Annotated in this window: 20 protein-coding genes and 1 tRNA gene; 11 read left to right on the forward strand and 10 right to left on the reverse strand. The window is 71.3% G+C overall.

The window, feature by feature from the left end; genetic code table 11:
* From mutS to Z052_RS00750, 3 genes are all read left to right on the forward strand, one after another.
* Positions 1-1,638, forward strand: a 1,638-nt coding sequence (gene mutS / locus Z052_RS00740; RefSeq protein ID WP_099288520.1) for a DNA mismatch repair protein MutS, incomplete at its 5' end; no start/stop codon positions are given.
* Complete coding sequence (gene mutL / locus Z052_RS00745; RefSeq protein WP_094521219.1) at positions 1,628-3,415, forward strand: DNA mismatch repair endonuclease MutL; 1,788 nt, start codon at positions 1,628-1,630, stop codon at positions 3,413-3,415. The genes mutS and mutL, both read left to right, overlap by 11 nt.
* A gap of 83 nt (positions 3,416-3,498) precedes the next feature.
* Positions 3,499-4,017 (forward strand): hypothetical protein, encoded by a 519-nt coding sequence (locus tag Z052_RS00750; protein ID WP_049930633.1) that lies wholly within the window; start codon positions 3,499-3,501, stop codon positions 4,015-4,017.
* A gap of 65 nt (positions 4,018-4,082) precedes the next feature.
* Here the strand turns inward: Z052_RS00750 and Z052_RS00755 are convergent, their stop codons facing one another.
* Positions 4,083-5,318: a mechanosensitive ion channel family protein gene (locus Z052_RS00755; protein WP_176450677.1), complete on the reverse strand. Its 1,236-nt coding sequence runs from the start codon at positions 5,316-5,318 to the stop codon at positions 4,083-4,085.
* Positions 5,319-5,424: 106 nt separating this feature from the next.
* Positions 5,425-6,783 (reverse strand): hypothetical protein, encoded by a 1,359-nt coding sequence (locus Z052_RS00760; RefSeq protein ID WP_094521220.1) that lies wholly within the window; start codon positions 6,781-6,783, stop codon positions 5,425-5,427.
* A gap of 307 nt (positions 6,784-7,090) precedes the next feature.
* Between Z052_RS00760 and Z052_RS20030 the strand changes: the two genes are divergently transcribed.
* Positions 7,091-7,244 (forward strand) — tRNA-Met (locus tag Z052_RS20030).
* Between the two features lie 69 nt (positions 7,245-7,313).
* Here the strand turns inward: Z052_RS20030 and Z052_RS00770 are convergent.
* Positions 7,314-7,808 carry a metal-dependent hydrolase gene (locus Z052_RS00770; protein WP_049930629.1) on the reverse strand — a complete coding sequence of 165 codons (495 nt, stop codon included), beginning with the start codon at positions 7,806-7,808 and terminating at the stop codon, positions 7,314-7,316.
* Positions 7,809-7,953: 145 nt separating this feature from the next.
* Here Z052_RS00770 and Z052_RS00775 point away from each other — a divergent pair, with 145 nt between their 5' ends.
* Positions 7,954-8,454: an HPP family protein gene (locus Z052_RS00775; protein ID WP_094521222.1), complete on the forward strand. Its 501-nt coding sequence runs from the start codon at positions 7,954-7,956 to the stop codon at positions 8,452-8,454.
* A gap of 61 nt (positions 8,455-8,515) precedes the next feature.
* Here Z052_RS00775 and Z052_RS00780 read toward each other — a convergent pair whose 3' ends face one another.
* The 3 genes from Z052_RS00780 to Z052_RS00790 are packed head-to-tail and all read right to left on the reverse strand — an operon-like array spanning position 8,516 to position 11,983.
* The gene (locus Z052_RS00780) at positions 8,516-9,688 is read right to left on the reverse strand and encodes an ABC transporter permease (RefSeq protein ID WP_094521223.1); all 1,173 of its coding nucleotides are present in this window, start codon (positions 9,686-9,688) and stop codon (positions 8,516-8,518) included.
* Between the two features lie 13 nt (positions 9,689-9,701).
* Positions 9,702-10,577 carry an ABC transporter ATP-binding protein gene (locus Z052_RS00785; protein ID WP_080508558.1) on the reverse strand — a complete coding sequence of 292 codons (876 nt, stop codon included), beginning with the start codon at positions 10,575-10,577 and terminating at the stop codon, positions 9,702-9,704.
* Entirely contained in the window at positions 10,574-11,983 is a 1,410-nt protein-coding gene (locus Z052_RS00790) for a CARDB domain-containing protein (protein ID WP_176455133.1), read from the reverse strand. Before Z052_RS00790 ends, Z052_RS00785 begins: the two co-directional genes overlap by 4 nt.
* Positions 11,984-12,210: 227 nt before the next feature.
* Between Z052_RS00790 and psmA the strand changes: the two genes are divergently transcribed.
* Positions 12,211-12,987 carry an archaeal proteasome endopeptidase complex subunit alpha gene (psmA, locus tag Z052_RS00795; protein WP_176450675.1) on the forward strand — a complete coding sequence of 259 codons (777 nt, stop codon included), beginning with the start codon at positions 12,211-12,213 and terminating at the stop codon, positions 12,985-12,987.
* Positions 12,988-13,153: 166 nt separating this feature from the next.
* Positions 13,154-13,552 (forward strand): helix-turn-helix domain-containing protein, encoded by a 399-nt coding sequence (locus Z052_RS00800; RefSeq protein ID WP_049930620.1) that lies wholly within the window; start codon positions 13,154-13,156, stop codon positions 13,550-13,552.
* 82 nt (positions 13,553-13,634) lie between these two features.
* Here Z052_RS00800 and Z052_RS00805 read toward each other — a convergent pair whose 3' ends face one another.
* From Z052_RS00805 to Z052_RS00815, 3 genes are all read right to left on the reverse strand, one after another.
* Positions 13,635-13,838: a hypothetical protein gene (locus tag Z052_RS00805; protein ID WP_094521227.1), complete on the reverse strand. Its 204-nt coding sequence runs from the start codon at positions 13,836-13,838 to the stop codon at positions 13,635-13,637.
* A 219-nt stretch (positions 13,839-14,057) separates the two neighbouring features.
* Positions 14,058-14,447, reverse strand: a complete 390-nt coding sequence (locus Z052_RS00810) for a DsrE family protein (protein ID WP_241897863.1) — start codon at positions 14,445-14,447, stop codon at positions 14,058-14,060.
* Positions 14,444-14,689, reverse strand: coding sequence for a sulfurtransferase TusA family protein (locus tag Z052_RS00815; protein WP_004596950.1), 246 nt, complete (start codon positions 14,687-14,689; stop codon positions 14,444-14,446). The genes Z052_RS00810 and Z052_RS00815 overlap by 4 nt, the downstream gene beginning before the upstream one ends.
* A gap of 158 nt (positions 14,690-14,847) precedes the next feature.
* Here Z052_RS00815 and Z052_RS00820 point away from each other — a divergent pair, with 158 nt between their 5' ends.
* The 3 genes from Z052_RS00820 (at position 14,848) to Z052_RS00830 (ending at position 17,048) form a co-directional block, all read left to right on the forward strand.
* Positions 14,848-15,105 carry a hypothetical protein gene (locus Z052_RS00820; protein ID WP_176450674.1) on the forward strand — a complete coding sequence of 86 codons (258 nt, stop codon included), beginning with the start codon at positions 14,848-14,850 and terminating at the stop codon, positions 15,103-15,105.
* 133 nt (positions 15,106-15,238) lie between these two features.
* Positions 15,239-16,084, forward strand: a complete 846-nt coding sequence (locus tag Z052_RS00825) for a universal stress protein (protein ID WP_049930612.1) — start codon at positions 15,239-15,241, stop codon at positions 16,082-16,084.
* 43 nt (positions 16,085-16,127) lie between these two features.
* Positions 16,128-17,048, forward strand: coding sequence for an acetamidase/formamidase family protein (locus Z052_RS00830; RefSeq protein ID WP_094521225.1), 921 nt, complete (start codon positions 16,128-16,130; stop codon positions 17,046-17,048).
* Between the two features lie 137 nt (positions 17,049-17,185).
* On the opposite strand, the gene Z052_RS00835 is transcribed toward Z052_RS00830, so the two are convergent.
* On the reverse strand, positions 17,186-19,114 hold the full coding sequence (locus tag Z052_RS00835) for an ATP-binding protein (RefSeq protein WP_089308201.1): 1,929 nt from the start codon (positions 19,112-19,114) through the stop codon (positions 17,186-17,188).
* A gap of 126 nt (positions 19,115-19,240) precedes the next feature.
* On the opposite strand from Z052_RS00835, the gene Z052_RS00840 reads away from it, so the two are divergent.
* The gene (locus tag Z052_RS00840) at positions 19,241-19,603 is read left to right on the forward strand and encodes a DUF5518 domain-containing protein (RefSeq protein WP_049930606.1); all 363 of its coding nucleotides are present in this window, start codon (positions 19,241-19,243) and stop codon (positions 19,601-19,603) included.
* The last annotated feature ends 57 nt before the right edge of the window (positions 19,604-19,660 follow it).

The raw sequence follows: 19,660 nt of genomic DNA on the forward strand, positions 1-19,660 counted from the left end.
ACCACCGACGACCCCGCCCTCCCCCGAACCGAGCACCTCCGCGACCTCGGTGACCGGCTCGACGAGCTGGCCGGGGTCCGCGGGCTGATCGACGACGCGATCGCGACCGATCCGCCACAGGAGATCACCGAGGGCGGGGTGATCCGCGAGGGGTTCGACGGCGACCTCGACGACCTGCGCGCCACCGAGCGCGAGGGCCGCGAGTGGGTCGCGGATCTGGAGGCGAGCGAGCGCGAACGCACCGGGATCGACTCGCTGTCCGTCGGCCACAACCAGGTCCACGGCTACTACATCGAGGTGACGGACGCGAACCTCGACCGCGTCCCCGACGACTACCGGCGTCGGCAGACGCTGAAGAACAGCGAGCGCTACGTCACGCCGGAGCTGAAGGAGCGCGAAGAGGAGATCGTCGGGGCCGCAGAGCGCGCGGACGCGCTGGAGTACGAGCTGTTCGTCGACGTCCGCGAGCGCGTCGCGGCCGAGACCGAGCGGATCCAGGCCCTCGCCGACGCGCTCGCCGAACTCGACGCGCTGGCGTCGCTCGCCGCGGTCGCGGTCGAACACGACTACGTCCGGCCCGAACTGCGGGAGGGCGTCGACGAGTCCCCCGACGCGGACGGGGCGGCCACCGCGGGCGTCGAGATCGAGGGCGGCAGACACCCGGTCGTCGAGCGGACCGAGGACGCGTTCGTCCCGAACGACGCGGACCTCCCGCGCGGCTCGGTCGCCGTGATCACCGGGCCGAACATGAGCGGGAAATCGACGTACATGCGGTCGGTCGCGCTCGCCGTCGTGCTCGCGCAGACGGGGTCGTTCGTTCCAGCGCAGGCCGCCACGCTCCCCGTCTTCGACCGGGTGTTCACCCGCGTCGGGGCCTCCGACGACATCGCGGGCGGCCAGTCGACGTTCATGCGAGAGATGAGCGAGCTGACGGAGATCCTCCACGACGCCGGCCCCGGCTCGCTCGTCCTCCTCGACGAGGTCGGCCGGGGCACGGCCACGACCGACGGGCGCGCCATCGCCCGCGCGGCCGCCGAGTTCCTCCACGACGAGCTGGGCGCGACCGCGCTCTTCGCGACGCACTACCACGGGCTCACCGACCTCGCCGACGAGCGAGAGCGCGTCTTCAACCTCCACTTCACCGCCACCCGGGAAGACGGCGACGTTACCTTCCTCCACCGGGTCGTGCCGGGCGCCTCGTCGTCGTCGTACGGCGTCGAGGTGGCGGAGCTCGCCGGGGTCCCGGGGGCGGTCGTCGACCGCGCCCGCGACCTCGTCGCCGCGGAGGAGGCGGACCGGTGGCGGGCGGCGAGCGGAGCCGGACGCGAGGACGCGGTCGACCCGGCGGACCGGTCGGGCGAGGGCGAGGCAGAGGGAGACCGGGACGGCGACGCGTCGCTGCGCGAGTTCCTCGCGGAGGAGGCGTCGGAGGACGGCAGCCGATCCGGGTCCGAGGCGGACACCCCGCCCGAAAGCGAGCGGGCGGAGCCGACGGGCGGCGACGACGACAGGCCTGCCGCCGGCGCGCCCCCCGGCCTCGCCGCGGAGCTTCGCGACCTCGACCTCGCGCGGATGACGCCGATCGAGGCGCTGAACGCCCTCCACGACCTCCAGTCGCGAGTCGACGATGACGGGTGAGCGAGACGGCGAGCGCGGCCGGTCGGGTACCGGTGATCGGTCCAAGAGCGAGAGTCGCGTCCGTCGGCTTGACCCGGCGACCGTCGACCGGATCGCGGCCGGCGAGGTCGTCACTCGACCCGCCCGCGTCGTCGGCGAACTCGTCGACAACGCGCTCGACGCGGGCGCCTCGCGGATCGACGTCGCGGTCGACGGCGACGGCACCGACCGGATCCGCGTCGCGGACGACGGTCGGGGCATGGCCCGCGCGGACGCGGCCCGGGCCGTCGAGCGCCACGCGACGAGCAAGCTGGCGCCCGACGGCGACCCGGTGGGCGTCCCGTCGCTGGGGTTCCGCGGCGAGGCGCTCGCGGCGATCGCCGAGGCCGCCCGGCTGGAGGTCGTCACGAGCTCCGGCGACGGGGTCGGCACCCGCGTCGTCGTCGACGGGACCGCCGACCGGGGGAACCGGTCGAGCGCGTCCGACTCGACCGACGGCGTCAGCGTCGAACCCGCGGGCCGCGCCCGCGGGACGACGGTCCTCGTCGGGGACCTGTTCGCGACCCGGCCGGCGCGTCGGGAGTCACTCGCGGGGGCGAACGCGGAGTTCGCGCGGATCTCCTCGCTCGTCGCCGACTACGCGCTGGCGAACCCGTCGGTGGCGTTCACGCTCGACCACGACGGGTCGACGACGCTGTCGACGCCGGGGACCGACCGCACGGACGCGCTGCTCGGCGTGTACGACCGCGACACCGCGAGCCGGTCGACGACGGTGGCCGCGAGCGTCGACGCGCCGCCCGGCGGTGAGGGTGACGCGGACGCCGTCGGCGTCGAGGTCTCGGCCACGCTGGCGTACCCGTCGATCACCCGGTCCTCCCGCGATCACGTCCGCGTCTCGGTGAACGGCCGCCCGGTCCGGAACGACCGGCTCGCGGCCGCGGTCCGCGACGGCTACGGGCGGCTCCTCCCCGACGGCCGCGAGCCGGTGGCCGCGGTCGACGTGTCGCTGCCGCCCGCTCGGGTCGACCCGAACGTCCACCCGGCGAAGCGGGAGGTGGGGCTCCGCGACGCCGACGCGGTCGCCGACGCGGTCGCGTCGGTCGTCGAGGACGCGCTCACCGGCGCGGACCTCCGGCGGGCCGCGGACGTCGCCACCGACCTCGACGGCGCCCTCGATCCGGTCGGCGCGGACGACGGCTCGCGGCCCGGCGCGTTCGCCGACGCCGTGCCGATAGGCACGTTCCGCGACCTGTACGTCCTCGTCGAGGCCGGCGACGAGCTCCTCGTGATCGACGGCCACGCGGCCCACGAGCGGGTGAACTACGAGCGGCTGGCCCGCGCGTTCGACGGCGAGCCGGTGCCGACGGCCCCGCTCGACCCGCCCGCGACCGTCTCGCTGTCGACCGACGAGGCGGCGGCCGCGAGGGCGCACGCGGACGACCTCGCCGCGCTCGGCTTCGAGACCGAGGCGTTCGGCGGCGGCACGCGTCGCCTCCGGACTGTCCCGGCGCCGTTCGGCCGGACCGCCGACGCCGACGCCTTCCGCGACGCGCTCGCCGCGCTCGTCGGGGCGGACCCGGGGACGGCGCGAGACGCGCGCGACGACCTGCTCGCGGACCTGGCGTGTCACCCGTCGCTGAAGCGCGGCGAGTTCTCGGACCTCGCTCGCGACGACCTCCGGGGGCTGCTCGACCGTCTCGGCGAGTGCGACCGCCCGTACGCCTGTCCGCACGGCCGGCCGACCGTCCTCTCGGTCGACGAGGAGACGGTCGCGGCCGGGTTCGGTCGGGACCGCTGAGCCGCGAGGCCGGTCGCCCCGCGGCGAGGCGGTCGACAGTACCGACCGATATCTATTAACGCGATGGGACCGGGGATACTCGCATGGGAGAGCGGACCGAAGTGACGCGGGGGTCGCTGCCCGCGGAGCGGTCGGCCGGCCGGTTCTCGGGGCCGGACGGCTTCCGCGACCTCGTCGAGCGACTGCTCGCGTGGCTTCGGAAGCGACGCGCGTCGAGCTTGGAGAGCGTCTCGGCGGCGACGACGATGCGGAACGTCGTCGACGCGGACGCGCTCGCCGAGGAGACGCCGCCGAAGTGGAGCGTCCTCCACGACGTGGTCACCTACGGCGCGGACTCGCTCACGGACGTGCTCGTCTTCCGTCACGGCCCCACGAGACAGGACCTCGTGGTGATGCCGGAGCGGAACACCGACCCGGAGGGCGAGGTCAGCTTCTACCACGCCGACCGCACGAAGGGGGCGCGCCACCTGCTCTCGATCGGCGCGGACTCGCTGACCGCGGCGCTCAGTTACGTGTTGGACAAGATCGAGCGGTTCGAGCGGCTGTTCACCGGCCGCGGGTCGGAGCTGCCGAGCGGCTACACCGGTCCGTCCGACCGGTAGCGGAAGGGTCCGGCGGGTAGCAGAAGGGGCCAGACGGGTAGCGAGAGCGCCGCCGCGGCGGCGCGTCAGGCCGGTCGGTCTCGCGACCGCCCGTCGCCGTTTTCGTCGGTCTGTTCGACGCGTTCGACCGTGTCGTCAGCCGCCGCCTTCTCCGGCGGGTACGAGACGGTCCGCTGCGGGTAGGGGATCGAGATGCCGGCGTCCGCGAACCGCTCTTGGATCCGCTCGACGGCGAGCGCCTTCGAGCGCCACCGCGCCTGCGGGGTCGGCGGGTCGATCCAGAACCGGAGGTCGAGCAGGATCGCCGAGTCGCCGAATCCGGACGGGATCGCGTACGGCTGGGGGTTGTTCGCGATGACGCCGATGTTCTCTAAGACATCCTCGGCGATCTCGCTGGCCTCGTCCGGGTCGTCGTCGTAGCCGATCCCGACCTCCATGTGGATCCGGAGGCGCCCCTCCCGGCTTCGGTTGGTGATCGCCTGATTGGCGACGAGGTCGTTTGGCACCACGACGTACTCCCCGTCGAAGTTGCGCATGTGGGTGTTCATGATCGTGATGTCGGTGACGAACCCCTCCTCGTCGCCGATCGCCACCCAGTCGCCGATCTCGAAGGGGCGGGCGAACATCAACACGAAGCCGGCGATGAGCGAGCCCAGCGTCTGCCGGGCCGCCATCCCGAGGACGATCCCGAGGAACCCAGCCCCGACGAGGAGGCCGCCGAGGTTCACGCCCCAGATGCCAAGGACGGTTATCAGCGCGAGCACGAGCAGGCCGACCTGTGCGAGCCGGGTGAGCAGCTGTTCCTGGTGGGCGGTGATCCGGTCGCTGTCCGCCGACAGCTCGCCGACGTACGTCTCCACCACGTCGCTGACGACGTACGCACCGCCGAGCAGCAGCGCCGAGGCGATTACCTGCCCGCCGACCCGGGCGGCGTTCTCCACGAGCGGCAGCACCGCGACCACGAGTGCGAACCGGCCCCACAGCGTCAGCACGGCGACGCCCGCGAGCGCGAACAGCGCGAGCTGTAGGAGTCCGACCGCGAGCCGCAGGAGGAACGACGCGGGGATCCCCTCCCGCAGCGTCTCCACCGCGCCCTCCGTCGACTCCGACAGCCGCTCGTCGAGGAGCCGCCCGACCCAGTCGGTGACGGTCTGCTCGCCGGCGCGGACCGCCCGCGGCAGCAGCAGCCAGCCGACGCCGAGCGTCGCGAGGGCGATGGCCGCGGTGGCCGCCAGCCGCCCCTCCGTGCTCGATACGTCGCTCAACACCGCGCCGATCCGCGTTCCCAGTCCGCCTATCACGGTCTGACGTTCGCCGCCGCTCGGTTAACGGATCCGACGCGAGTCTCAGCGGAGAGAATCGGCACGACCGCTGCGGGGAAGGAGGCCGCGACTGCCCTGCTCCCGGTCACCGGCCGCGTCGGAGCTCTTCGATCAGCTGTTCGATGAGCGTCGACTGCCGGTCCAAGCGCTCGGACTGCGCCTCGACCGTGCGCCGCAGCGCGGCGACCTCGCTCGCGAGGTCCGCGTCCTCGACGCCGGCGCTCTCGAACGGCGAGCCGTCGAACGCGTCGTCGTCCGGGACGACGCCGTCGGCCTCGCCGTCCGCCGCGACCGCTTCCTCGCCGACCGCCGCCGCGGGCTCGCCTCCGGCACCTCGCTCGGCGCCTTCCGCCGGGGCTTCGGGCGCGTCGCCGGCGGGGGAGTCCGTCGACTCCGCCCCGGCCTCGTCTCCCGCTAGGGGGCCCGTCGACTCCGTCGCGCCCGCGTCTCCCGCGAGAGGGTCCTCGGCCGCGTCGTCGACGGCGGCGTCCGCGGCGAGCGGGTCGTCGAGCGGGTCGCTGCCGCCGCTCGGTTCCGGCGATCCGACCGACGCCGACTCCGCGCTCTCGGTCGTCGCTCCGGGCCCGTCGCCCCCGGCGAGCGACTCCGACCCCCCGGCGGAGTCGCGTCCGCCCGCGCCCTTCGGTTCCGTTCCGAGCCCGCCGGAGTCTGGCTCCGCCTCGGCGCCGGGCGCCGCGTCGGCGTCCGCCTCGGCGTCGGCGGCCGGGGAAGCCGACAGCGGGTCCGGTCCCTCGCCGAAGTCGGTCGTGCCGGTCTGTTCGGCGTCGGACGCCGCCTCCTCGGCCTCAGCGGCGGCAACGCGGAACTCCTCTAAGCTGTCGACGCCGTGGAACGAGCACACCGCGTCGGCGAGCGTCTCCCGGACTGCCCGGGCGGACTCGTTCGGGGCCTTGAACCGCTCCGAGCGACCGTCGTGGACGAGGACGACCGCGGTGGCGACGGTCCCCTCCTCGAAGTCGAGCCCGGTGAGGTCGTCGTAGCCGAACTCCTCGAACTCGGGGTCCCAGACCGCCGAGCCGACGTGTTTGACCAGTCGCTCGCTGGTGACGATCAGGGTGAGCTCCGAGAAGCGGAAGGTGCGCACGACCGTCTCGCCGGGCCCGGTGACGCCGCTCGCGGAGAGGACGCCCGCGAGGATCGGGTGGAGGACATCGTCGACGCGCTTGGTCGGTACCGAGAGCGTCTCGTCGCCGTCGAGGCCGTACCCGAGGGTGATCTTCGCCTTGCGGCGTCCCGTCGAGACCTCGATTCGCTCGACGTCGTGGCCGTACTCGTCGACGGACTCGTCGGACAGGAGTCCGTCGCCGCGGTAGACGAGGGTCCGGGTGGGCGTGACCGCGAGTCGATCGTCGCCGCCCAACGGCACCTCGGCGACGACGTCCTCGTCGCCGACGGTCCCCGCGAGCAGGTCGGGAAGGCTCATACGCCGGAGATACGCCGCGCCCGGCATAAATCCGCTGGCTCGGGGTCGATCGAGCCCAGTCACCGCGTTCACCGCGCTCCCGACGCGCCGCCCGCGCCGCCGGCCCGAGGCGGGAGCGATCGCCCCCGAAAGCGACAGCCCCCGAAGCGATCCTCCCGAAAGCGACAGCCCCCGAAGCGATCCTCCCGAAAGTGACAGCCCCGAAGCGATCCTCCCGAAGGCGACCGGCCGCGGCGATCTGCGATCGGTTCACAACCCTCCGACGGATGGGAAGGTTAAAGGGTCTCATCGCGGTACGAGAAGGTGAGGCCGGGTGGCTTAGCTGGACATAGCGCCGCACTCATAGGGTTCGGAGATTCGGTGCGGTGACGCCTTGGAAGCGTCCGCGTCCTTCCCGTGGCTCCGCCGAGCCTCGGACCTGGGACATGCGGAGATCGTGGGTTCGGAGCCCACCCCGGCCATTTCTACGACCGACCGGTCGGCGAGCGCCGGCCCCGCCGATCCGTCCGCCGTCGCCGCCGGATCGAATGCTACACCGGAACCGCCTCGCCGGCGACGAGCGCGACCGCGACGACGACGCCGCCCAGTCCCAACAGTCCGTAGTTCGCGAAGGGATTCGCCGCGGTGAACAGGTCGAGCGAATACTCGGTGTCTCGCACGGGCGCGTACGGTCGGATGCCCGTCGGTGTGAGCGCGTCCGCGAGGATGTGCGAGACGATCGTCACGGCGCCGAACAGGAACGCGGCGGCGCCGAACAGCAGCGCCTCGGCGAGTCCGCGCTGAAGCCCGACCGCCAGCCCGACGCCCCCGAGGACGACTCCGACGAACAGCGCGAACCAGACGGTGTGCGTGATCCCCCGATGCCTGACGACGGGAACTCGCATGTCGAGGTCGGGGACCATCGCCGTCGAGGCGACGCCGGCGGCGCCGACGAGGCCGGCCTCTATCGAGAGGAGGGCGGTGACGAGAAACCCGAACGGGGCGTAGACGACGAGCGAGGCCCCGACGTGTCCCTTCCGGTACATGTTGACGACTGCGTTCCGGGTCCGTAAGTCCGTTACGTCGAGACGCGACCCCCCACGGCGCGTCTCCGGACGCGTCCGCGGAGCTCGCGGTCCCGTCGCGTTGTCGGGGCGAAACGCCTACGTCCTCCCGCCGTGACGCTCCGGTATGACACTGACCGCCCGCGACCTGATGGAGCCGGAGGTGAAGACGGTCTCGCCGGACGACGACGTCGCCGACGCGTTCAAGCGGTTCGCTCGGTACGAGTTCAGCGGGTTCCCGGTCGTCGACGAGGACGAGCGGGTGGTCGGGATCGTCACCGAGTCCGACCTCGTCGACCTGTTCGAGCCGGAGGACGAGACGCTGTGGATCCCCGTCGGACTCCCTCCGTTCGTGGACACCCTCTCGTATCAGGTGAAGCGCCCGTGGGCCGACCTCGATCTGGGCGTCGACATGCTCCGCAACGCGGACCGACCCGTCTCCGAGGTGATGAGCGCGGACGTGGCGACCGTGACGCCGGACGTGAGCGTCGACGACGTGCTGGACCTGCTTGTCGGCGACGACCCCGATATCAACCGCGTGCCCGTCGTCGACGACGACGGCCGTATCATCGGGATCATCGCGCGTCAGGACGTGATCCGCGCGTTCCGCGACCGCCGACTGGAGTAGATCCGGTCGGACCGTCGCGAGGGGTCCCGCGGACGCTCGGCTGTGGATGTCGGCGACCGCGTCAGCTCCGAAGCGCCTCGACGGGCCGCTCGTTGGCCGCCTTCCACGCGGGGTACGCGCCGCTGACGAGCCCCACGCCGACGCCGAAGCCGAGCGCCAAGAAGAGGTAGTAGGCGTTCGTACGGTCGAGCACGAGCGCCGTGTCGACGGCGGGCGTCGCGAGGACCAGGCCCGCGACGAGCAGGACGGTGAGCAGGGTGCCGGCCGCGGCGCCGGCCGCGCCGATCAGCCCGGCCTCCGCGAGCAGGACGCGCAACACGTCGCGGCGGGCGACGCCGACCGCGCGCATCACCCCGATCTCCTGCCGGCGCTCGACGGTACTCATCAGCATCACGTTGAGGATCGAGACCCCGGCGACGACGAGGGAGATCGCGCCGAGCCCGAGCAGGAACGTCGAGAGGAGGCCGAAGAACTCGTTGATCTCGTCGACGAGGGCGGCCAGCTCGAACAGCTCCACCCGGTCCTCGCGGGCGTTCACCGCCTCGCGGATGGCGTCCGCGGCCGCCCGCGCCTCGGCGCCGGTGTCGGAGACGACGAGCGCCTGCGCGTAGCCGTCGGCCGAGAACGCCGACTCGGGGAGGTACACCGCGTCGTCGGGCGCGACCGGGCTGAACGTCTGGCTCTCGACCAACACCGCGATGACGCGGACCTGCGAGCCGGCGATCTCGACGGTGTCGCCCGCGCCGGCGCCGAGGTCCTCGGCGATCCCCGCGCCGAGGATCGCGCCCTGTCGGTGCCGCTCGGGGAGTCGCCCCTCGGCTGCCTCGTACGCCAGCGCGGGCTCTTCGACCCCGTACACCGTCGCGAACGTCTGGTCGCCCTGCCGCGCGACCGTGGCGCTGTCGGAGTACAGCGGGATCACTGCGGGCTCGCCGACCGCCCGGCGGATCGAGGCGATGTCCGCGTCGGACAACGACTCCACGCCGGCGTCAGTGTTCGGCGACACGACGACCTGCGTGCCGATATCGCCGATGGCGTCGTCCGCGCCCAGCGCCAGCACGTTCCCGAAGATGCCGAGCGCCGCGACCGCGAGGACCCCGATACAGACCCCGAGGACCGCCAGCACGGTCCGGACCCGGTTTCGTCGGAGGTTCCGCGACGCCATCGACACCGCGGGGCGCCAGCCGCGGAGCCAGCCGGCGGCGCCCCCCGGTGCGCGGTCGTCGGCGCTCATCCGCGGTCACCGCTCATCCGCGGTCACCGCCCATCTGCGGTCCCGGAGCGGTCCGGCCGGCGTCGCGGCCGCCGCGCCGGTCCGCGTCGGCGTGCGGATCGGACTCGCCAGGCAAGCCGCCGGTCAGCACGCCGTCGGTGAGGTCGACGACGCGGTCGGCGTACTCCTCGACGAGCGGATCGTGCGTGACGGCGATGACGGCGACCCCCTCGGCCTTGACGCGCTCGAACTCGGCGAGGATCGCCTCGCCGGTGTCGGTGTCGAGGTTCCCCGTCGGCTCGTCCGCGAGCAGGACCGCGGGCTCGTTTATCAGCGACCGGGCGATCGCGACGCGCTGTTTCTGCCCGCCGGAGAGCTCGTTCGGTTCGTGGTCGAGCCGGTCGCCGAGCCCGAACCGCGCGAGCAGGTTCGCGGCCCGGTCGCTCGCGTCGCCGGGGTCGAACGCCGTCGGCATCGCGACGTTCTCGACGGCGGTGAGCGTCGGCAGCAGGTGGAAGTCCTGGAACACGAACCCGATCGACTCCTTGCGCGCCCGCGTTCGCTCCGCGACGGAGAGGCTCGTCACGTCGGTGTCGCCGAGCAGCCGTCGGCCAGAAGTGGGGTCGTCAAGGAGCCCGAGGACGTTCAGCAGCGTCGACTTGCCGGAGCCGCTCGGCCCGACTACCGCGACGAACTCGCCGGGCCGGGCCGCGAAGTCGACGTCGTCGAGCGCGACCACCGGCTCGCCGCCCCCGCTCGGATACCGCTTGACGACCCCGCGGAGCGCGACGGCGTAGTCGTCGTCAGCGAGATTGCTGTCGCCGCTCGTCTCCCAGTCGGCCGCAGCGCCGTTCGTCGCCCGACCGGCCGCAAGATCCTCCGCCTCGTCGGTCGTGCGGTTCCGGCTCACGGCGCCGACCCGTCGCGTCGTCGTCCGGTCGGTCCCCCGATTCGTCCGGTCCTGACCGCGACGCCGACCGCCCCGGCGAGGCCGACGAGCGCGAGGCCGCTCGCGACCGTCCCCACGGTCCCCAGCCCGCCGGCGCCGAGTCGGCCGAGGGTGCCGCCGCCGTCGCGATCGTCGGTAGCCGGCTCCGGCGCGGCCACCGAGAACGTCTCCGTGTACCGCACGCCGCGCTCGGTGTACGTGACGTGGATCGGGATCTCCTCGGCGACCGTGACGTTCGCCGCGGTCGTCACGTCGAAGCCGACGAAGTCGCTGGCGCCGAGCGTCCCGACGAAGTACTCGCCGCCCGCGGGGGTCGGCGCGACGCCGGGCGCGTCGCCGACCGAGACGACCGCACCGGTCATCTCGCCGCTCCCCGCGTTGCCGAGGTTGGCGTCGACGACGACACCGTCAGCGGTCTCGCGCACGGTCGCGTCGGTCACGGTCGGCGTCGCCTCGCGGACGGGGTACGTCACCGTCGACTCCGCGCTCCGGTCGGCGCCGCGATCGTTCCGCCGGTCCGTGTCGGCGCGGAAGGCGGCGGTGACCGTCACGTCCGAGCGCCGGTCGAGCGGTCCGAGATCGACGATCACGCGTCGCTCCTCGCCGGGCGCCACGCCCTCGACGACGAACGGGCCGACGTCGACCGTCTCCGCGCCGTCACCGTCGACCGCGGCCCCGACGGCGCGGAGGCTGATCCGGTCGGCGGCCGTCGTACCGGTGTTGACCACGGTCACCTCGACGGGCGAATCGACGGCCGGCGGCGACGCCTCGCCCTGACCGCCGTCGCCGGTATCGAGCCCACCGCCCCCGCCGAAGACGCCCTGAATGCCGCCGATGCCGAGGTCGCCGGTGGCGCTCTCGCTCTCGTCGTCGCTCCGGAGGTCCTCGGGGTCGAGCGCGCGGGTGCGGAGGTCGAGCGCGACCTCGGTCGGGCGCACCTCGAACACGACGTCGCGGCTGACAGTCACGAACTCGCCGCTCGTCGACTGGTTCGCGACGACCTCGACGGTGAGCCGCTTCTCGCCCGGTTCCCTGAACGTCGTCCACAGCGTCGCGTCCAGCGAGTCGCCCGCCGAGAGCGCCCCGACGCCCGAGGCGCTGTCGAGCACGTCGCCGTCCGCGTCCCGGACGCGGACCGTCGTGAGGTTCGCCGCCGCGTCGCTGCCGCCGGAGTTCGAGACCGTGACGTTCAGGGTCGCGCGCTCGTCGACGGTCGGAGCGCCCGGAGACACGCCGACCTCGGTGAGGGTGATCCGCGCGTCCGGTACCGCCGCCGCGCCGCCGACCGCGAACCCGCCGCCGACGACGGACAGCACCGTTAACGCGGCCAGCAGCGCGGCTGTAGTTCGTGTGGGCGTCAATGTCACTATAACTACGCGACCTGCGTGGTTATATCCGTCGGCGACGGAAGCTGACGGCTCCTACCGGCGCTTCGTCGGCGAACTCGACTCCGCCGCTAGGCGGCGAACGCGGCCGGCGGGGACCCGCGGTTTCGACGGCCACCGAGACGTACCGGTTACGGATGCTTTTTCAACGGGCCGACGTAAGTGAGGGTAATGACTGAACGCGACACCGCGCGAGCGGGTGATCGGCGATGATGGGCGGCAACGACCAGCAGGCGTACGACCGCGGCACGTCGCTGTTCTCGCCGGACGGCCGGATATATCAGGTCGAGTACGCCCGCGAGGCGGTCTCGCGCGGCGCGCCGAGCGTCGGCGTCCGGACGACCGACGGCGTCGTCTTCGTCGCGATGTCTCGCCCCTCCTCGTCGCTGATGGAGGCCGAGAGCATCGAGAAGCTCCACAAGCTCGACGACCACGTCGGCACCGCGAGCGCCGGCCACGTCGCCGACGCCCGGCAGCTGATCGACCTCGCGCGCCGCCAGTCGCAGGGGAACCGCCTCCGCTACGGCGAGCCCGTCGGCGTCGAGACGCTGACGAAGTTCATTACCGACCACATCCAAGAGAACACCCAGCGCGGTGGCACGCGCCCGTACGGTGCCGCCCTCCTCATCGGCGGCATCGACGACGGCGAGCCGCGCCTGTTCGCCGCCGACCCCTCGGGTACGCCCAACGAGTGGAAGGCGACCGTCATCGGCGGCGGCCGGCAGGACATTCAGGGACACCTCGAAGACGAGTGGAGCGACGACCTCTCGCTCGAGGACGGCATCGAACTCGCGGTCGCGGCCCTGGCCGCCCACGACGACGAGTTCGAGGCGTCCGACCTCGCGGTCGCGACCGTGACCGAGGCCGACGGCTTCCGGACGGTCCCGACCGACGAGGTCGAGGCCGCCGTCGAGGCCGCCGGGCTCGCGGCGGACGAGGAGGACGCAGAGGAGACGGACGACGACGCGTCCGACGGCGACGAGTAGCGACCGCGTGCGGGAGCCGGGACCGAACCGCTCCGCTGCGCCTCCTCGCGGCGGGAGCGACCGGCGCGGGCAGCGCCGGGAGGAGCGGGAGTCCGGGCTCTGAAGCGCGCGATTGTACGACACACACAACACTTTTTGCGGCGGAAACCGTCAGTTACCACGTAAAATGTCCGATTCGATGTCCGAACAGCTCCAACGAGACATGGAGTGCGAGGGGTTACTCGAGTGCTTCCACGGTCTGAAACAGTTGGACAAGGACTGCTACCGAGCGATGGTCTCGGCCGAAGAGGCGCTCACGATCGACGAGGTCGCCGAACGCGTCGACCGCGAGCGCTCGACCGCCTACCGCGCGGTCCAGCGCCTCCTGAACGCCGGCTTCATCCAGAAGGAACAGATCAACTACGACCACGGCGGCTACTACCACGTGTACAGCCCCACGGATCCGTCCCAGATCGCCGACGACATGCAGCGGATGCTCAACGACTGGTACGCGAAGATGGGCCAGCTCATCGGCGAGTTCGAGGAGAAGTACGACGAACCCGAGCGCGCCGCCGTCGAGAGCTGAGCGGAGCACCGAGACCCCTCACGAGGCGGACTCGACGCGAGGGCGGTGGGCGTCGCAGGGTTTCGCGCGCTACTTTCGGTCGCTATTCCGCGTAGATGAGGGTCCGCCGGCACTCGGGGCACACGTACGGGACCGGCGTGAGGATCTCGTCGGCGCTGAGGCCGCCGAGAAACCCGTCGCTCGACCCGTCGGAGACCACGGAGAGCGTCCCGAGAGCGTCGGTTCCCTGTAGCTCCATCTCCTCTAGCGGCTTCTCGCAGTCCGGACAGGTCTTTTCAGAGGGCATGTGTGTGATTTTTCCATTACTCTCCAAAATAGTTGTGATCCGTACGCTCCCGATTGAGGACAGATCCGTTCTCACGTCGAGTCGGACACGTCTCGCGGTGGCAAGCTTCGGACGGCGCGGGAGTTCGGACGGTGGGAGAGTTGTTTCGGACGGCGATACGTCTCAGGGGCACACGTACAGCGGCGGGAAGGGTGGAGCGGACCGACGCAACGCCGGCGCTCAGAACGTGAACACGTGGTCGGCCTCCTCGGCCGCCTCGAGGAAGGTGACCGCGCCGGCGAACTGCGTCGTCAGGTCGTCGTCGATGGCCTCCTGCTCCCACTGGAGCATGTCCAGCGTGGTCGTACACGCGACCGAGGTGACCGCCTCCCCGCCGTCGGCGATCAGCTGGTCGAGCATGTCGTAGGGGTTCGGCATCCCCTCGTCGAGCAGCGGCTGGACCGACGAGAGGTCTTTCTCGCCCTCCAGCAGGTGCGTCAGTCCGTCGAAGGTGAAGTAAAGGAACACGTCGGTGTCCATCGTCAGCGCGACGTGGCCGAGGTTGGTCGCCATCGCGAGGCTCTTCGGGTCGTCGCTGGAGACGATGATGCCGATCTCGTCCATGCTCATTCTTCCTTGCGGACGTAGTGCGTGTACACGTCGTCGCCCTCCTCCTGTTCAAGGAGCGTGACGCCGTCGGTGCCCGTCGCCCACCCGTCGATGTCGCTCACGCTTCCGGGATCGGTCGCGACGACCTCCAGCACCTCACCGGGGGCGAGGTCGTCGATCGCGCCCTTCGTCTTCACGATAGGCATCGGGCAGCTCAGTCCTTTCACGTCCAGCGTCTCCGCGATATCGAGTTCGGTGCTCATGGGTTAGTAGTTTGTGCGCAAAAGACAATACTACTCACAGATGTTTTAATCTTGCGTATCTGTCTCAATACAGTCCCGTCCGAGGGAATCCGACGCCGGGGCGATCGGCCCAGTAGCCGATAGCGGCACTTACGGTGGTCGAGACCGAAGAGAGGGCCATGTCGACGACCGTTCGCGTCCGCTGTACCGACTGTGCGTACGACGAAGCGTTCGACTCGCTCCGGCGGGCGCGGACCGCGCTCGACGACCACGAGCGCGCGACGGGGCACGCCGTCGACTGGCAGATCGGCGGACTCACGGCAGGCGTCGAGCGAGCGGGCGACGACGCCGGCGTCTGTGGCCGGGACGAGTGTGCGAACGCGGACTCGCCGCTCCTCGATCACGGACCGTCGGCGGCGGCCGACCCGGACGCCTGAGGCGGGTTGCTCCCCCGGCAGCGACCGGCCCCGAACCGGAGTGTGCCGTCACCGACCGATCGCTGTGCCGTCTTCGAAGACTCTTGTATTGTACAACAAAAACAATATTACTCATCAGCACGAACAGTCGCGTATGAGGATCGTATTCGCGACAGACCTCTCGGACGCGAACGAGGCGGCGATCGAGTCTCGGACCTGTCTGGAGTGTCTCGACAACATCGGTGTCAGCGAGGTTCACCTGTTGACGGTCGTCCCGGACAACGTCTCCAGCGGGCTGCCGGGGATGGACGCCGCCAGCGACGCCCGAGAGGCGCTCGCGCCGCAGCGGAGCGTGTTCGAGCGCGCGGGGTTCGACGTGGAGACGCACGTCGCCCGCGGGACGCCGCATCGACGGATCAACGGCTTGGCCGAGCGGCTCGACGCGGACATGATCGTCGTCGGGTCGCGCGGACAGGCGCCGCTCCAGAATCGGCTCATCGGTGGCACCGTGCGCAACGTCGCGCGGACGGCCGTCAGGCCGCTGCTCGTCGAGCGGATCGAGGAGACGCCGGACGGACACGCGGTCAAGAAGGAACACCTGTTCCAGGACGTGCTGTACGCCACCGACTTCTCCGAGAACGCGGCGCGCGCCTACGACTACTTCCCGGCGCTGACGGGCGCGACCGAGCGGGCGTACCTGCTCCACGTGGGCGGCGGAGACGCGGAGTCGACGGCGACCGCCGAGGAGCGGCTGGACGAGCTTGCGAGTGACCTCGGCGACCGGACCGGGTTCCACGTCGAGACCAACGTCAGGTCCGGCAACCCCGTCGACGAGATCACGGCCGAAGAGGAGCGCGTGGGCGCGACGACGACGCTCATCGGCGCGCGCGGGACGAGCCGACTCCGGCGGCTCCTCCTCGGGAGCACCGCGGAGTCGATCGTCGCGCGCGGGACGAACAACGTCCTGCTCGTCCCGCCCGAGGCGGCGGCGCCGCGCTGACGCCGGCCGGGCTTTTTGTTACCGGGGCGCCCAGGTGGACGTAATGACGCGAGAGACAGTCTCACACCGCGACGGCCACGTCTACGAGTTCGGTCCGGAGATGGACCCCGTCTACGAGGCCGCCGACGGCGAGTCGCTGACGGTCGAGACGATCGACAGTCTGAACGGCGAGATTCAGCGCGACGACGACCTCCTCGATGCGATCCCGGAAGAGGTCAACGCCGCGACGGGACCGATCGCGGTAGCCGGCGCGAGCCCCGGCGACGTCCTCGCGGTGGAGATCGAGGCCGTGCGCGTCGCCGAAGACCGCGGCCGTGTGCTCACCGCACCCGGGTTCGGACTGCTTCAGGACGACCCCGAGATCGACCACCCCGCGACGCGGATCACCGAGGTCGACACCGACGAGTCGGAGGCCGGGGCGGTCGAGTTCGAGGGGATCGACGTACCGATCGAACCCGTGATCGGAACGATCGGGGTCGCCACCGGCGGCGGGACGGTCTCGACGCTCACGCCCGACGACCACGGCGGTAACCTCGACACGACCGACGTGACCGGGGGGACGACCATCTACTTCCCGGTGTTTCAGGAGGGCGCCATGTTGGCGCTGGGCGACGCGAAAGCGGCGATGGCGGACGGGGAGATGTGCGGGACCGGCGCGGAGATCGCGGTCGAGGTCGACGCGACGCTCTCCGTGGTCGAGGATCCGGCCGTGCCGCTCGACCGTCCGCTCCTCGACACCGGCGACGCGGTGAAGACGCTCGCGAGCGCCGAGACGCTGGAGGGGGCGGTCGAGCTGGCGAACGCCGACATGCTCGACCTGCTGGCGCACCACCACGGCTTCTCGCGCACCGAGGCGTATCTCTTCTCCAGCCTCGTCGGGGGCTTGGAGATCAGTCAGGTGGTCGACCCGCAGGTGACGGCACGGAACGCGGTGCCGAGCGAGTACCTCTCGGTCCCGTTCTGACCGGGCTACCGAGCGAAGAGTTACCTCGAGAGCCGGCCGCGGGGTTCGCCGACCGCAGCGCTCCGGTCTCAGCGCTCTGGCCCGGCACTCCGACCGCAGCGCTCCGGTCTCAGCGCTCCGGCCCCGGCACTCCGGCCTCAGCGCTCCGATCGCTCGGCGAACCGACGCGCGGCGTCGCTCAGGCCGGCGTCGGTCGGCGCCGAAGGCTCCTCGTCCCCGTCGGCCGCGTCGGTGTCCGTGTTCTCCTCGGCCTCGTCGTCTCCGGCGGGCGCCCGGTCACCGACCTCGGCCGGAGCGGCGTCCGGCGGGTAGTCCAGTTCGGCGGACGGGACGAAGACGCGCTCGACGGCGCGAACGATCTCGTCGACCTGCGCCTCGTCGAGGCGGTCGGCGTACGCCTCCCGGACGAGGTCCGGGACCGCGTAGGCGTAGCTGCCCCGACCGGCGTGGCGGATGAGTCCCGCCCGCCGGATCGGGCGGTGACGGCTGTACGCGTGGCCGGAGTCGCCGTCGCCCCCGGCGTCGATGTGGGCCGCGACGGGGTCGCTCGCGCCCTCGCGCCGATAGTGGCGGAGCATCCCGCGCGAGAGCTCCGGGAGGGACTCGATCCGCGAGCGGAGCTCATCGATGACCGCTTCGCGGGTACCGAGCTCGATCGCCTCGTCGAACCGGAGCGCGCTCTCGGCCACGTCGTCGCGGGTGACCGGGTCGACGTCGTCCGGGGGGTTCGGTTCGTCCGCAGAATCGGCGGCCGTCGCGTCGACATCCGCGGCGTCACCGGTCGCGGCGTCACCGGTCGCGGCGTCGGCGTCGACCTCGGCGCCGCCGTCGGCGGCCGATGGGCCCGGTCCGGGCGCGGCGTCGGTCTCCGCTTCCGCGTCCGCGTCGCTCTCCTCGGTCGCGGCGACCGCCTCGTCGTACGACTTGAGGACGGACTGGCCCTCGTCGCCGTCGTCCGTCCCTCCGAGTCGCTCGTCGCCGGCCGGAGGTCGACCGCCGCCCCGGTACGGGGCCTCCGCCTTACCGAGGAGCGCCTGCGCGAACTGGTCGGCCATGTCGCTCAGGTCGCGGGCCTCCTCCAGCTCGCGTTCGAGGTCGGCGATCCGCCGGTCCTTCTTTTGTAACTCCTGCTTGAGGTCGGCGATCTCGGACTCGCGGCGCTCCTTCTCGTCGGAGATCGACTGGAGCTCGCCGACGAGGTCGCTGGAGACGGACTTCAGTTCGGGGCGCTCGAAGTCGTCGAGCCCGGGGGTCGCGCCCGCGTCGAACGTCTCCTTGCGGTGGAACTGGATCCGGCGGATCGACTCGTCCCAGTCGGTCATCAGGAACGCCTCGCCGTCGCCGAGGTCCTCGACTGCGCTGGCGTACTTCGAGCCGAGGATGCGCCCGACCACCTTCGTGTCGTTGTCCCAGGTGAGCCGGTGCCAGCAGAGCCAGTCGCACTGGGTGATGAAGTCCTTCTTGACGTCGGCCGGGCGCTGGCTGATGCCGACGATGCCGAGCCCGTGCTTCCGGCCGCGCTTCCCCACCTTGATCAGCATCTTCCCCGTCTCGTCCATGCCGCCGCCCTCGGGGATGTACTCGTGGCACTCCTCGATGACGAGCAGGAAGGGCTTCTTCATGCGCTTCTCCTTCGCGAACAGCTGCTTGACGACCTCCAAGAGGAGCTCGTTGGCGGTGTCCTCTTCGAGGTAGCCGGAGACGTCCAAGATGATCGGGACGTTCTGCTCTAAGGCGAGGGTCGCGAGCTTCTCGGCGTGCTCGGGGGAGACGACGATGTCGCACTCGTCGTCGGCGCCGGCGTGAAGAATTTCATATTCTTCCTTTAAACCGTAATATTCACCGTCTGTGTCCACGATCATGACAGGAAATCCGTTAGATAGCAGATTTTCTATCACGACACTTGCGGTGTTGCTCTTCCCGGACCCGCTCTTCCCGGTGATGAAGGACCGGCCGGTGAGCACGTCGACGACCGGGAGTTCGACCGGCGAGCCGGGTTCCGCCGTCGCGTCGCCGCCGATCCCCTCGCTGACGTCCGCGACGTGGATCGCCTCCTCCTCGCTCATACCCGTGAGAGGTGGCGCCCGCCTCATAAACTATCGGCTCGCTCGCCGTCCGGTCGTGCCGAGCGCGGGCCGGCCCGGCCGCCGCGCTTCGCAAAACGTATGCCGCCGCCGGGAGTTCGACCGCGCATGGACACAGAGAACACCCTCCTCAACGCGGTCGTCGGCGCTATCGCGTCGACGGTGCTCTCGTTTACCGGCATCTCACCGCTCCTCGGCGGCGCGGTGGCCGGGTACTTAAATGGAGACGACGGCCTCCGGGTCGGCGCGCTCTCCGGCGCGATCGCCGCGATCCCGATCGTCGGACTGCTGTTGCTCGTGCTGGTTTTCCTCCCGTTCTTGGGGTTCTTCGGGTTCCCGCTCGAAGTCGGCCTCGCGGCCGGCGGAGTCGTCTTCGTCGCCGCCCTCATCGTGTTGGGCGGCGTCGCCTACTCCGTGGTTCTGAGCGCGCTCGGCGGACTGCTGGGCGTGTACGTGAAGAACGAGCTGTAAGGCGGTCGCTGTTAGTTATAGAAATCGATTGCGGATCGGCGGCGAACGCCTCCAAAG

Origin of the sequence: Halorubrum sp. C191 (assembly GCF_002727095.1) — an archaeon.
GTDB lineage: Archaea > Halobacteriota > Halobacteria > Halobacteriales > Haloferacaceae > Halorubrum > Halorubrum ezzemoulense.

Coding starts and splice junctions, on each gene's coding strand:
- mutL (WP_094521219.1), top strand. CDS start 1,628: ATGACGGGTGAGCGAGACGGCGAGCGCGGCCGGTCGGGTACCGGTGAT.
- Z052_RS00750 (WP_049930633.1), top strand. CDS start 3,499: ATGGGAGAGCGGACCGAAGTGACGCGGGGGTCGCTGCCCGCGGAGCGG.
- Z052_RS00760 (WP_094521220.1), bottom strand. CDS start 6,783: ATGAGCCTTCCCGACCTGCTCGCGGGGACCGTCGGCGACGAGGACGTC.
- Z052_RS00770 (WP_049930629.1), bottom strand. CDS start 7,808: ATGTACCGGAAGGGACACGTCGGGGCCTCGCTCGTCGTCTACGCCCCG.
- Z052_RS00775 (WP_094521222.1), top strand. CDS start 7,954: ATGACACTGACCGCCCGCGACCTGATGGAGCCGGAGGTGAAGACGGTC.
- Z052_RS00780 (WP_094521223.1), bottom strand. CDS start 9,688: ATGAGCGCCGACGACCGCGCACCGGGGGGCGCCGCCGGCTGGCTCCGC.
- psmA (WP_176450675.1), top strand. CDS start 12,211: ATGATGGGCGGCAACGACCAGCAGGCGTACGACCGCGGCACGTCGCTG.
- Z052_RS00800 (WP_049930620.1), top strand. CDS start 13,154: ATGTCCGATTCGATGTCCGAACAGCTCCAACGAGACATGGAGTGCGAG.
- Z052_RS00805 (WP_094521227.1), bottom strand. CDS start 13,838: ATGCCCTCTGAAAAGACCTGTCCGGACTGCGAGAAGCCGCTAGAGGAG.
- Z052_RS00810 (WP_241897863.1), bottom strand. CDS start 14,447: ATGAGCATGGACGAGATCGGCATCATCGTCTCCAGCGACGACCCGAAG.
- Z052_RS00815 (WP_004596950.1), bottom strand. CDS start 14,689: ATGAGCACCGAACTCGATATCGCGGAGACGCTGGACGTGAAAGGACTG.
- Z052_RS00820 (WP_176450674.1), top strand. CDS start 14,848: ATGTCGACGACCGTTCGCGTCCGCTGTACCGACTGTGCGTACGACGAA.
- Z052_RS00825 (WP_049930612.1), top strand. CDS start 15,239: ATGAGGATCGTATTCGCGACAGACCTCTCGGACGCGAACGAGGCGGCG.
- Z052_RS00830 (WP_094521225.1), top strand. CDS start 16,128: ATGACGCGAGAGACAGTCTCACACCGCGACGGCCACGTCTACGAGTTC.
- Z052_RS00835 (WP_089308201.1), bottom strand. CDS start 19,114: ATGAGCGAGGAGGAGGCGATCCACGTCGCGGACGTCAGCGAGGGGATC.
- Z052_RS00840 (WP_049930606.1), top strand. CDS start 19,241: ATGGACACAGAGAACACCCTCCTCAACGCGGTCGTCGGCGCTATCGCG.